General features: G+C 39.9%; 12 protein-coding genes. All 12 read right to left on the bottom strand.

The features are described 5' to 3' along the window. Positions 1–132: 132 nt before the first annotated feature. The 12 genes from LI074_RS12160 to rpmH all read right to left on the bottom strand — a co-directional run bounded on the left by LI074_RS12160 (position 133) and on the right by rpmH (position 13,231). A complete protein-coding gene (locus tag LI074_RS12160) occupies positions 133–1,977 on the bottom strand; it encodes a DUF4340 domain-containing protein (protein ID WP_243868827.1) in 1,845 nt (614 codons plus the stop codon). Further along, positions 1,978–3,462, bottom strand: a complete 1,485-nt coding sequence (locus tag LI074_RS12155; RefSeq protein WP_008708020.1) for a GldG family protein — start codon at positions 3,460–3,462, stop codon at positions 1,978–1,980. Positions 3,463–3,479: 17 nt separating this feature from the next. Further along, positions 3,480–4,343: an ABC transporter permease subunit gene (locus tag LI074_RS12150; RefSeq protein ID WP_008708018.1), complete on the bottom strand. Its 864-nt coding sequence runs from the start codon at positions 4,341–4,343 to the stop codon at positions 3,480–3,482. A gap of 2 nt (positions 4,344–4,345) precedes the next feature. Beyond that, complete coding sequence (locus LI074_RS12145) at positions 4,346–5,419, bottom strand: ABC transporter ATP-binding protein (protein ID WP_008708017.1); 1,074 nt, start codon at positions 5,417–5,419, stop codon at positions 4,346–4,348. Positions 5,420–5,652: 233 nt separating this feature from the next. Further along, positions 5,653–6,375: a 16S rRNA (guanine(527)-N(7))-methyltransferase RsmG gene (rsmG, locus tag LI074_RS12140; RefSeq protein ID WP_020993346.1), complete on the bottom strand. Its 723-nt coding sequence runs from the start codon at positions 6,373–6,375 to the stop codon at positions 5,653–5,655. Positions 6,376–6,555: 180 nt separating this feature from the next. Continuing rightward, on the bottom strand, positions 6,556–8,430 hold the full coding sequence (mnmG, locus tag LI074_RS12135) for a tRNA uridine-5-carboxymethylaminomethyl(34) synthesis enzyme MnmG (protein WP_173698234.1): 1,875 nt from the start codon (positions 8,428–8,430) through the stop codon (positions 6,556–6,558). Between the two features lie 69 nt (positions 8,431–8,499). Then, positions 8,500–9,873 (bottom strand): tRNA uridine-5-carboxymethylaminomethyl(34) synthesis GTPase MnmE, encoded by a 1,374-nt coding sequence (mnmE, locus tag LI074_RS12130; protein WP_020993344.1) that lies wholly within the window; start codon positions 9,871–9,873, stop codon positions 8,500–8,502. A 277-nt stretch (positions 9,874–10,150) separates the two neighbouring features. Next, positions 10,151–11,083, bottom strand: coding sequence for an RNA-binding cell elongation regulator Jag/EloR (jag, locus tag LI074_RS12125; protein ID WP_055058227.1), 933 nt, complete (start codon positions 11,081–11,083; stop codon positions 10,151–10,153). A 20-nt stretch (positions 11,084–11,103) separates the two neighbouring features. Beyond that, positions 11,104–12,393 (bottom strand): YidC/Oxa1 family membrane protein insertase, encoded by a 1,290-nt coding sequence (locus LI074_RS12120; RefSeq protein WP_070100001.1) that lies wholly within the window; start codon positions 12,391–12,393, stop codon positions 11,104–11,106. 87 nt (positions 12,394–12,480) lie between these two features. Then, positions 12,481–12,693, bottom strand: a complete 213-nt coding sequence (gene yidD / locus LI074_RS12115; RefSeq protein WP_008708006.1) for a membrane protein insertion efficiency factor YidD — start codon at positions 12,691–12,693, stop codon at positions 12,481–12,483. Further along, positions 12,662–13,033, bottom strand: coding sequence for a ribonuclease P protein component (gene rnpA / locus LI074_RS12110; protein ID WP_008708005.1), 372 nt, complete (start codon positions 13,031–13,033; stop codon positions 12,662–12,664). Before rnpA ends, yidD begins: the two co-directional genes overlap by 32 nt. Before the next feature lie 63 nt (positions 13,034–13,096). Then, positions 13,097–13,231, bottom strand: coding sequence for a 50S ribosomal protein L34 (gene rpmH, locus LI074_RS12105; RefSeq protein WP_008708004.1), 135 nt, complete (start codon positions 13,229–13,231; stop codon positions 13,097–13,099). Between the last annotated feature and the right edge of the window lie 128 nt (positions 13,232–13,359).

The following is a 13,359-nucleotide window of genomic DNA, read 5'->3' as shown; positions in this document are numbered from 1 at the left end:
CAATATTAATTTGGTTAAAATAAACAATTTAAAATGTTTTTCAGACACGCTCTAGTACAACAAAAAGTGAGGCAGGCATATGGAAGAAATTCTATATGCCTGCCTCACTTTTTTATAGATTCGTTTATTCTTTTACTCTTCTGTACTGTCCGTTTCCTGAGAATCTGTATTCTCCTCTTCGGATGTATCAGAATCGTTTGTTATGCCGGCTGTTTCAGATGTACTGTCATCGGACTCTTCTATGCTCTCACCTGGCATATCTGTTGAATCTGATTTAGTATCATCTGTTGTTGCTTCGTCTGAATCTGTCTTATCTGAACTATCTTCTTCTGTTCCAACAACTGATTCAAATGCTGTGAACAGTTCTTTTACATTCATCTTATTTACGAGATATACTTTATTATCCACCACTGCTGCATAATAGTTTGTATCGTAGCTATAGTATGCAACTTCCTGTGTATCACCGTCTTCTTCTGTAAATGTAGCTGTCAGTTCTGCATCACCGTCAGGTTCATATTTATCTGTCAGACGTTTCTGAGCTGTCATGTTGATCAGTTTATTGTAGAATGTTGTAAATGTTGTTTCATCCAGATCAGAACCATTCAGTTTATAGGTAACTGTTTCTGTATCGTTTCCATCATCATCTGTGGATGTTTCACGTGAAACATTTACTTTATAATCACTGCCCTGATAATTTACTTTGAGGCTTCCGAGGCTGTTTAAAGATACATAACTTACTGTCATATCCCAGAAGTCTTCTTCTGATTTATCAGTGAGCGCGGACAGAGTATCCGTTGACATCGTATAGACTTCATTGCTGTCATTTACCATGACATATCTGCTGCTGTCATCTGTTTCATTTCCAACAAGAATTGTAAGCTGCTTATCTGCCATCTTAGTTTCTTCTTCCGAAGAATCCTCATCGTCTGATGCACTGTCTGAGTTTTCTGATGTTTCGTCTCCTGCTTCTTCGCTGTCAATATCTTCAGCCTCAGATGTTTCATCCGTAGTTTCATTTACGCTTTCATCTGATTCTGTATCCTGTTCAGCATCGTCACTGTTTTCTTCCACAGATGAAGCATCTTCATCTGCCGTCTCACCGGAAGCTGTCGTATCATCTTGTGTGTCATCATCAGCAACTTCTTCCTGATAATCTACTGTGATTGTTGCATATGGTTTATCCAGACCATATTTGCTCTTGTCGTCACATTTATAATCTGCAAGTGAACTATATGCCATGCTTCCGAATGAGGATACCAGAGAACTTACGGTAGCTGAGTCTGCTTTTTCTTCATCCTCGCTGCCTTTTACTGACCAGGTACTTGTATCTTCGTCTTTTGATAATTCATAGGAATTATCGCCGTGTACAGAAATTTTTGTAATGGTATCTGTATTGGAAATTGCAGGAAAATCTTCCATCTGCGCATAATCATTCAATGATTTGGTAAACGGCTCTACGCAGGAAGAATCTATCAGGTATACTGTCTTCTCATCATCATCTTTTCTTACATAATACTGACTGGTGGAGGAATTTTCATCTCCCACATACAGTGTAGTTGTTATGTCATCGCCATCTTCCTCATCAGATTTTGTTACAATCTTAATCGTGTTTGACGGAGAGTCCAGACCATATTCTGAAAGATCATCTACGTCCTCCAGAACTCTGTCTGAATCGACAGATGCAATAGCAGATGCTGCACTGTCCAGAGTAGTCTGATTTACCGGAAAATCTGTTTCGTCTTTCTTTACCCAACTGTCATCATCTTTTTCAAATGTTGTCTCTGTATCATCAACCATAAAATCCAGAGATTTAATGTTATCTGTTGATGCAGTAAATACAGTTGTGCTTTCTTCAGAATCTTCTTCGGATTCTTTCTGCTCCTGATGGGCTACGTAGGTTTTTACACCTGCGTAAGCCCCGCAGCAGACACCAAGAACTACAACTGCAAGAACCATTTTTACAGTTTTATTCTTCATTTAAGCTTTTCTCCTCTTCATCCAAACTGCAAACCCTACAACAAGGAAGAATCCAGGAATCAGACCGATGGTGCAGATCTTCCAGAATGCAGCATCATAGTCTGTAAGTGTCAGATAAGATACAGACAGGCTCTTGGATGGGATAGATACGGTTGCACTGTCTTCTGTGTCTGTCATCCACTTCAAGGATTCGATGATCAGCTTCTCATTTCCGCCGGATACCATCTGATTTACCTGTGATTCCATCAGATTGGAAGTTGAATAGTATACGATCTGCGTTTCTTTGTCATCATCCAGAGTCTCTGTGATGCTTACTCCCAGATCAAATGGGCCAGCTTCGTCTCCGTCTTCTTTCTCCAGAGTATCACTGTTCAGATCTGTCTTGGAATATGCCTGGTCTGATGTGGTGAGGATACTGTTGATCGTTACGGTATCTCTTACATCATCCATTTTTTTGATTCCCTGTGCATATGGTACAAGTACATAATATCCTCCGGAAACAGTCTCAGAGCTTGCATCTGTGCTGTTTATAGTCGGAACCAGATAATATGGCATCTGCATTGCATAATGCTGATTATCACCTTCAAATACGATTCCAGCTTCTCTCTGAACACCATAGTTTTCCAGAACTGCATCAAAGTTTGGCAGGTCTTCTGTTGTATAATCAGAGAAAATCATCGCCTTTCCGCCATTTTCAAGATAATCAATAATAGCAGTCTTTTCATCTTCTGAAATATCTGTGGATGGAGAATCAATGAACAGGCAGTCTGCATCATCCGGAACACTTCCCTCTGTAAGAAGATTCAGAGACTGAATATCCATGTTTGCCTTCTCGATGTCTTCTTTGATAGTAGAATCCATCTCCTTCTCACCATGTCCCTCGAGTGTATAAAGGATCGGGAGATCTTCGGATGTTACATATCCGATTGCACTTGTGATCTGACCTTCACCGTCGAAACCGGTAGTCTGAGAGCTGTAGGTCTGATAATCAATTGTGCTCTCATAGATATTGTTGTAATCAATGACTTTATTTCTGTCGCCGCATACAACGATCAGACTGTTTGCAGAAAGATCATCACTTGTATATTCCGTTACAAATTTAGGATTTACTACAGGATCCTTCTGCTCTACTTTAATATGCTTGGATTCATCTTCATATTTCTTAAGCAGATTGGTAATATTTTCATCTTCAGAACCGCTCTGTGCAATCTGGTAAATTGTTACGTCCTTGTCCAGATCTTTCAGCATTGCTTTTGTATCATCACCAATACTGTAGAGTTTCTGGCTGCTGATATCAATTTCTGAATATTTGGACGGAATCGCATTTACGATCATGTTGAGCACTACAACTACTGCAATAAATACCACTGACATAACCATTGTGTAAGAGCCGTTTTTGATATGCTTCTTACTGATGGTGCCAATCAGTTTCTTTTTGTCAAATTTTTTATGCTTATTATTTTTCATCTTTTCTTTCAGTTTCATTTTCTTTCACCTCCCCACTAATTCCAGCGTCTCTTCAAAATAGACTGTGTTGTAAGGAACAGGCATACTGCGATCACAGAAAGAAAATATACAATTCCTTTTATATCAAAGATGTTACTTGTAAAATTATCAAAGTGTCCGCTCAGATTAAACACATCCAGGACTTTCTGAATACCGCCCTCAAAAATACTGGATTTTACTACATAAATAATAATCAGTGCCACTTCTCCGATCACACCGATCGCTGCTGAGATCAGAATATTCTTGATCATGGTATAGATAATGATGGCTGCTGCTAGGATCAATAACCCAAATGTCACGCATGTCGACATAGATGTCTGAGAGAAGAATGAAGAAATACCATTCATCATGTAAAATGCAAATAAGAAAACAAATGTGAGTACCGCTGCAATTACCTGGCTCTCAGTTAATGCTGACATAAATACACCGATTGCAATATTTGCACATCCCAGGAGAAAGAATCCCAGGACTGCTGTATATGCAGATGCAAACTCTACTGTGCCAAACCTGGACATAATCAGCGGATAAGTACACATAACTGCCATCGGAACAGCAAATACAGTTACCAGTGCAAGATATTTACCTATTACAATACCGCTCACAGAAACCGGTGCTGTCAGAAGCAGCTGATCTGTTTTCTGTTTTCTTTCCTCTGCAAGTACACGCATAGTCAAAATCGGTACTCCGATCAGGAATGCAAAGGTAATTGCACTTAAGGTGTATTCAAATTTCGGATATGCTGCTGAAAGCTGATATGCTGAAAAATAAATACCTGTCAGTACAAGAATGAAAAAGATAAATAAATATCCTACCATGGATGTCAGGTAACTTTTCAGCTCTCTTTTATATATAGCTGTCATGGTTATTTCTCTCCCCCTTTATCATTATTCTGTTCTTCCGGTATTTCTGCTGATGTCTGTTTTACGTTTGTCTCGTTTGATTTACCGGCATCAGTATCTTTATCTTCAGGTGTATTTGGGACTTCGTCTGCAGATATTGGTTTATCGGATGCAGTAAGTTCAAGGAAGATTTCCTCCAGTGATACTTTCCTGGACTTCATCTCATAGATTGGGCTGTTAATCTCCGACATTTTGTAGAATACTTCTTCCCGAATGTCATTCTGCTCCTCTGTTGAAACTTTCACACTCCAGAGATTCTGTTTCTCATCTTTTTCCATTGTTACGCTGTTGACTCCCTCGATTCCCTCGAGAGCCTGCCTGATCTGTGTTTTTTCACCTTTAATAAGCATCTCCAGAGTATTGGATCCCTCTGCAAGTTTTCCAAGATTCTCAGGAGTATCGCTTGCTACCAGTTTTCCATGAGAAATGATCAGCACGTAATCGCATACCGCGCTTACTTCAGAAAGTATATGCGAGCTGAGAATAACGGTATGTTTCTTTTTTAATTCTTTAATTAAGGTTCGGATTTCAATAATCTGTTTAGGGTCAAGACCTACTGTCGGCTCATCCAGGATGATCACCTCCGGATACCCCATAATCGCCTCAGCAAGACCAACTCTCTGTCTGTAACCTTTTGACAGGTTCTTTATCAGACGGTTTCTCATGTCTGAAATCTTTACCATATCCATGACTTCTTCGATCATGTTTGCTTTTTTATCTTTTGGGATTTTCTTGAGATCTGCCACAAATTTCATGTATTCCAGGACAGTCATATCAAAATAGACCGGTGGCTGTTCAGGCAGATAACCGATACATTTCTTTGCCGCTTCCGGTTCTTCGAGGATATCGTGTCCGTCAATTTTGACGGTTCCTTCGGTGGATGCGATGTATCCGGTTATCATATTCATTGTAGTGGATTTTCCTGCACCGTTTGGTCCCAGAAATCCATAGATTTTGCCTTTCTCTATTTTAAAGGAAAGGTGGTCAACTGCCGTATGGTTACCATATCGTTTAACCAGATTGTTTACTTCAATCAATGTGTTCTCCTCCTCTTAATTTTTGCCAAAATAAAATATAGAAAATGTCCCCAGGTGAAACAGAGAATGGGGGAACCCGAGGACATCTCTATAAAAATAGTTTATGATGAAGTTGTGATGAAATTAGGATAAAAGTGTGATTATTCTGTGATGTTTGTTTGAAAAAAATAGCTGTCCCGAAATCTCGGCATTTTTTGCCAGAAGATTTCATGAGACAACTATACATAGATTTATTATGACAATGGTTCTTTTAATGGTGTTCCTGCTTTACGCGGATACTTTCCAGGTGTAGATTTTTTCTTATTTATAATGACAAGGGATCGGTCAATCTCGGAGTCCGGCAATTTAAAGTATGTGATGTCTTTCACCTGACCACCGAGGATATTGATTGCTTTCTCTGCTTCTTCTGCCTCTTCCTGTACAGTTCCTGATTTATAGGAAATGAAAGTTCCTCCTGTCTTTACATAAGGAAGACAATATTCTGACAGAGTTGCAAGGTTTGATACTGCCCTGGATACACAGAGATCATATTTCTCACGATACTCTTTATTTTTTGCATACTCTTCTGCTCTTCCATGAATCGCCTTAATCCCTTCTAATCCAAGAAGCTCAAAACTTTCCTCAAGGAAGTTTACCCTCTTTTTCAGAGAATCCAGCAGACATGCCTCCAGATGTGGAAAAGCAATTTTCAAAGGCACACCTGGAAATCCGGCACCTGTACCGATGTCCATAATTGTTTTTACTTTTGTCATATCAATGGCTTTTACACAGGCAAGACTGTCAAGAAAGTGCTTTGTAAGTACTTCCTCAAACTCAGTAATACCTGTCAGATTCATAACCTTATTTTTTTCTACCAGAAATTCATAAAACTGGATAAACTGATTTTTCTGCTTCTGGCTCAGCTCTATACCCAGTTCTCTGCATCCATTTTCCAATGTCGTCAGATTATACGGCATGTATTATTCTCCTTTTTCTACCTTTATTTATTTATTTTTGTATATTTTACAGGGTTGTTTTATGTGCTTTTATGATTTAATCTGTTATTTACAGTCCGTTATTTTACTCTTTTATGCACTATTTTAATATTTTTTGCCAATTTCTTGTTTTTATAAGCACATTAAAGCGTATTATATTAATTATTTCGTACTGGAAAGATACACCAGTAAAACTGATATATCAGCAGGAGAAACTCCTGAAATTCGGGAAGCCTGTCCGATTGAAATCGGTCTGTATGCTTCCAGTTTCTGACGTGCTTCGATTCTCAGGCTTCCAACTTTCTCATAATCAAGATCTGTCGGGATTTTCTTTGCTTCCAGTTTCTTAAACTGTTCTACCTGTTTTAACTGTCTGCGGATATATCCATCATACTTGATGTTAATGTCAACCTGTTCCTGTACATCCCATGGCAGCTCCGGACGTTCTTTATCAAGTGGTTTGATTGCTTCATAAGAAAGTTCCGGACGGCGGATCAGTTCTGCCAGAGTAGTTCCAGATTTCAGCGGTGTGCTGTTATAGCTTTCCAGAAGGGTCTGAACCTCTTTGTTTGCTCCGATATTTGTATGTTCTACTCTGCTGATCTCTGTTTTTATCTGTTCTTCTTTCGTAAGGATTTTCTGATAATCCTCTTCACTGATGAGCCCTGCCTGATATCCCTTTTTACGAAGTCTCAGATCCGCATTGTCCTGTCGGAGAAGTAATCTGTACTCCGCTCTGCTGGTCATCATTCTGTATGGCTCATGGTTTTCTTTTGTTACCAGATCATCAATAAGAACACCAATATAAGCCTCAGAACGGTCAAGAATCAGCTGTTCCTGACCTTTAACTTCCAGAGCAGCATTAATTCCTGCGATCAGTCCCTGCGCCGCTGCTTCTTCATACCCTGAGCTTCCGTTAAACTGACCGCCGCTGAACAGTCCTTTGATTTTCTTAAATTCCAGTGTAGGATATAACTGACGTGGATTAATACAGTCATATTCGATGGCATATGCATTTTTTACGATTTTTGCATGTTCCAGTCCCGGTACGGAATGATACATTTCTTCCTGCACATCTTCCGGCAGAGAGCTGGACATTCCACCAATATACATCTCATTTGTATAGAGACCTTCTGGCTCAATAAATACCTGATGACGATTCTTATCTGCAAAACGGACTACTTTATCTTCAATTGACGGGCAATAACGCGGACCGGTTCCTTCGATCATACCGGAATACAATGGAGAACGGTCAAGGTTTGCACGAATGATCTCATGAGTTTTCTCATTTGTATATGTCAGCCAGCAGGATTTCTGCTCTATCTGAACATCTTCCGGATTAGTTGAGAATGAAAATGGTACAACTCTCTCATCTCCAAACTGTTCCTCCATTTTACTGTAGTCAATTGTATTTCCGGCAATACGGGCAGGTGTTCCTGTTTTAAAACGGAACATTTCAATTCCCAGCTCTTTCAGAGAATCAGTCAGATAGTTGGCTGCCTGCAGTCCGTTTGGTCCTGTATAATTACTTACATCACCGTAAATACATCTTGCTTTTAAATAAGTTCCTGTACAGAGGACCACAGCTTTACAGTTATAAGTTGCACCGGAATATGTTTTTACCCCTGTAATCTTTCCGTCCTCGACCAGAAGTTTTGTTACTTCTCCCTGTTTAATAGTCAGATTAGGTGTATTTTCAAGCGTTTTTCTCATTTCATTGCTGTATGCCTGTTTGTCAGCCTGCGCACGTAAGGAGTGCACTGCAGGTCCTTTGGAACAGTTAAGCATTTTGGACTGGATAAAGGTCTTGTCAATATTTTTTCCCATTTCACCGCCCAGGGCATCAAGCTCTCTTACCAGATGGCCTTTGGAACTGCCGCCTACGTTCGGGTTACATGGCATTAATGCGATACTGTCTACACTTACAGTAAACATCACTGTATTCAGGCCCAGGCGCGCGCCCGCAAGTGCTGCTTCACATCCGGCATGACCGGCACCGACTACAATAATATCATAATCTTCTACTAACGTTCTCATTTTGTCTCCTTTTATTTTACAACTGCTCATCCTATTCTTTCAAAAATCGCCGAAGGCGATTTTTGATTTTTATTTACCCATGCAAAACTTGCTGAATATCTCATTTACCAGATCTTCACCAACAGACTCTCCGAGGATTTTACCCAGATTTTCATATGCATTCATAAGATCTATAGAAAAGAAATCTTCCGGCATTCCCATTTCGATACTGTTTCTGACCAGATCAAGGCTTCTGTCAGCCTCTTCCAATGCTGCTTTATGACGGGCATTTGTAATATATACCTCATCATTAAAGGAAATCTCTCCTCCAAAAAACATATCTTTAATCTGTTCTTCCAGTTCTGTAATGCCTTTTTCTTCTTTTGCAGAAATCGGAATTACCGGATGTCCTGTTTTTTCTTTCAGGATTTCCGGCTGGATTTCCGGCTGAAGATCAGTTTTATTATACAGGATAATCGCCTTTTTTCCAGTAAGCATTTCCATGATTTCTTCATCATTTTCGTCAAGCGGAACAGAAGAATCCACTACATAAAGAATCAGATCTGCTTTCTGTGCCATTTCTCTGGCTCTGTCTACCCCTATTTTTTCCACAATATCCTTTGTTTCCCGGATTCCGGCTGTATCAATAATCTTCAGAGATATTCCATGAAGTGTGATATATTCCTCCAGAATGTCTCTGGTCGTTCCTGCAATATCTGTCACAATAGCCCTGTTTTCTCCGATCAGAAGATTTAACAGTGAGGATTTTCCGGCATTTGGTTTTCCGAGGATAACTGTCTGGATTCCCTCCTGGATCATCTTTCCGTCAGAAGAAGTTTTCAACAGGCGCTTCACTTCTTTCTGTTCATTATCCACAACTTCCAGAAGTTCCTGGGGATATCCATCCAGACTGATATGTTCCGGATCATCCAGTGCCGATTCTATATATGCAATGTGATAAATCAGCTTTTCTCTGATATCTCGGATTGCTTTCTGCACAGAACCTCTTAACTGATCCATGGAACTGCGAAGCGCATATTCATTTTTCGCCTGTATAACATCCATAACAGCCTCTGCCTGGGACAGATCCATCCGTCCGTTCAGGAAGGCACGTTTGGTAAATTCTCCTGGTTCTGCAATTTCGGCACCATTTTTCAGCACTGTATCCAAAACCCTCTGCATAGCATATACACCACCATGACAGTCTATTTCTACTGTATCTTCTCCTGTAAAAGTCCTCGGTGCATGCATAATCATTACCAGAACCTCATCAATCAGTTCCTCTCCATCATAAATATATCCATAATGAATGGTATGAGTCGGAACTTCTTTTATTTTTTTCTTCCCGCCTTTTGATCTGTAGATACGGGAAATCACATCCATGGCATTCTCGCCGCTGATACGGATGATTCCGATTCCGGACGCACTCATGGCTGTGGAAATTGCTGCGATTGTTGTTTCCATTTTTTTCTCCTCACTTGCCTGTTCTATAATAGTTCCGCCCCTGCGGAACAGTAGACTGTTACAATAATTCTGTCATCTTATATACATAACAGGAAAATCACACTGACTACTGTTATTTTTTTCTGCAAGTGTGTAATCTCTCTGGTATATATACAAGACTTTCCGTAAAATAAAAATGTTACTCCAGGCAAAAGTACACACGCAAAGTTACGTGTTATTCACGCTTTCACCTAGAATAACATTCTTTTTTCATATCTGCAATGAAGCAGTCATATTATTAATTTCTTTTTAATTTTACCACTACATGACGGTAAGGCTCTTCACCCTCACTGACTGTCTCAACGAATTTATTTCCCTGAAGAGCAGAATGGATAATTCTTCTCTCATAAGGATTCATTGGCTCAAGAATAACCGGCTTGCGGGTTTTTCTTACTTTATAAGCAATACCTCTTGCAAGGTTCTCAAGAGTTTCTTTACGGCGCTTGCGGTAATCTTCTGTATCAAGTTTTACACGAATGTAATTTGATTTACCTTTATTTACCACAAGACTCGTCAGATACTGAAGAGAATCCAGAGTCTGGCCTCTCTTGCCGATAAGGATTCCCATATCTTCGCCTTCAAAGTCAACTTCCAGACTTCCGTCCGTTGTGTTATATTCAGATGTAATCTCTACTTCTCCAAGATTCATGGACGCAAATACATCAAGAAGGAATACCTTTGCTCTGTTTTCTACTTCTTTAATCTCTTCCGGATCTGTAAGGATCTCAACAGGCTTTGCTGGTTTAGCCGTCTTTTCTCTGACTTGTTTCTCTTTTGGCTCTCTGAATTCTCTCGGCTGTTTTTCTTTTGCAGCCCTTTCCTTTACAGGTTTTGGCTGTCTTGGTTTCTCAGAAACAGCTTTCGGCTCTTTGATTTCTTTCTTTACCGGTTTTATAGCTTCCGTTTTCTTTTCTTCCTGAACCGGGGCTTCCTCTTTGAAGGAATCGAGTTTCACTGTCTCTACGATCTCCTTCATTTCTTCTTCCTCAGAAACCGGCTCAATCTTACGAACCTTAATTACTGCAGGCTTGCTTCCGATTCCGAAAAATCCGTTGCTGCCTTCACTTATTACCTGAATCTCAAGCTGGTCACTGGATACGCCAAGCTCGATACATGCTTTTGTAATTGCTTCACTCTTTGTTTTCGCTGAAAACTGGATATAATCCTCCATGCCAACCCCTCCGTTCCTGACTACTTCTTCTTATTACGCTCATCAAATGCTTTTACCAGATTGGCCTTTGCAGTAATGCTGCCAGGTTTTGCATTCGCAGCGTCTTTGTAAGCTTCTTCAACCTTCTTGGCTCTTGTCTCAACATTTGTATTGCTGCTGCCTTTTTCAATCTTATTGATATTCTTGGCGCTCTGATGGGCCTGATTTGTAATCTTCTGAGGTGGAAGTCCCGCTTTCTCACGCTTCTTTTCCATCTTCTTCATATTCTCACTGATCAGGTCTTCAATCTGGATCTTATCCATCTTTTTATTGATAACAACCTGCTGCACACTTCTTACTGCAGCACTTGCTACCCAGTAAATACCAAGACCTACAGGGAATGTGAAACAGAATACTGCTGACATCAACGGCATTACCATATTCATTGTCTTCATGGAGTTCATCATTGCATCCTGCTGTGAATCGCCGCTCTGCTGTGCTGCCTGAGGCATCAGTTTTAAGTTGATCATCTGTGTAGCCCACGCAAGAATCGGGATAAGAATCGCAACGATAGCAAGAAGAGCAGATCCACCTACAAAAGCTGCTTTAATATAAGTCAGTGGCTGATCAGCGATATTCAGACCAAAGAAATTCTGCACATGTGAAATCTCTTTTGCAGTGCTGTTCAGCGTATCAGTAAATCCTGCAAACTGGCTTGTCTCAGCAAGTGTTTTCCACTGGGAAGGTGATAATGCATACAAAAAGTCTGTGACTGAATTACTTGTAGCTTTACTTCCATCCATAATAAGCTGAACTCTTGTCATCTTATTATCTGTGATAAACTGCTGAAGGATATCTGTATATCCGTTTACACCTGTAATACTGGTAACTGCAGATGCAAGGATATCCCTTACACTTCCTACATATGCCGGAATTTTATAAATTACCTGATATAAGGCCATCAAAATAGGGAACTGGATTGCAAGCTGTACACAGCTTCCTGTAGGAGATACGCCGTATTTCTGATATACAGCCTGTGTTTCCTCCTGCATTTTCTGCATTGCAGCAGTATCGTTGTTTTTTCCCTTGTACTTCTTTTGAATTTTCTGAAGTTCCGGCTGCATGATCGCACTCAGCTTAGAGAATTTCTGCTGTTTAATCTGCAGTGGGGTCATAAGAGCATAAATAAGGATACTGAAGATGATAATACAAAGACCGATATTCTGAATTCCAAAGATATTCAGCAATCTGTAAATACCATCCATGATCCATCCCATAACGGTCGCAAGCTGACCAATGATAGGAGTGCTACTCTTTGTCGCTAAAATCATTTCCAAGTTCATTTCCTCCTAGAATCCATAAATGACAGGAGGTTCCTTCGATCGATCAATATTCAATTTTCAAGTACATTCCTGTCTTTACGGTACAGGGTCATAGCCTCCGTGGGAAAAAGGATTACAGCGAAGTATCCTCCATACCGCAAGAAGACCGCCCTTTAATGCACCATATTTTTCGATTGCTTCTAAACCATATTGAGAACATGTGGGAATATAAGGACATTTTGTTCTCTTCATCGGTGATATATACTTTTGATAGAGTTTAATTATTCTGATCAGAAACTTCTTTATCATTGTTCTTACCTGCTATGCAGTGCTTTCCCGCCAGATGCATCAGCGCACTCTCTATCTCTTGATAGGTTCTGTCCTTTGCCTGTGGGCGTGCAACTACTACAATGTCCAAACTGTTTTCAAATTCCGCTTCATTCAACCGATAACTTTCTCTTATCAATCTGGTGAGTCTGTGGCGAACCACACTATTCCCTACTTTTTTACTTACTGATATTCCCAGACGATTCTTCATGTACTGATTTTTCAGTACGTACATCACCAGATACCGATTACCTTTTGATGTTCCATTTCTGTATACTTTTTGAAAATCTTGATTTTTTTTTAAGGACTCTGATCTTTGCATAGAATCCCCTTTCCTGATCTCTTTTTTAAGAGAAGAAAAGACCACATAATTGCGGTCTTATTCTTAGGCTGATAAATGCTTTCTTCCTTTTAATCTTCTGGCAGCTAATACTTTACGACCACCCTTTGTGCTCATACGAGCTCTGAAACCATGAACTTTTGCTCTAGATCTCTTTTTTGGCTGAAATGTCATTTTCATAGGTAAAGCACCTCCTTTATCTATTATCCATGTTAAATTTTGTAACTTTTTAAGTATGACAGACACCGGATTCTACAGCTCTCCTGCCCGCCAACTTTACTTATTAGAACATCATTTCAATTATATTC

This window comes from Blautia sp. MSK18_10, assembly GCF_020553185.1.
GTDB classification, from domain to species: domain Bacteria; phylum Bacillota; class Clostridia; order Lachnospirales; family Lachnospiraceae; genus Blautia_A; species Blautia_A wexlerae.
This window is presented reverse-complemented; position numbering and strand designations above follow the sequence as displayed.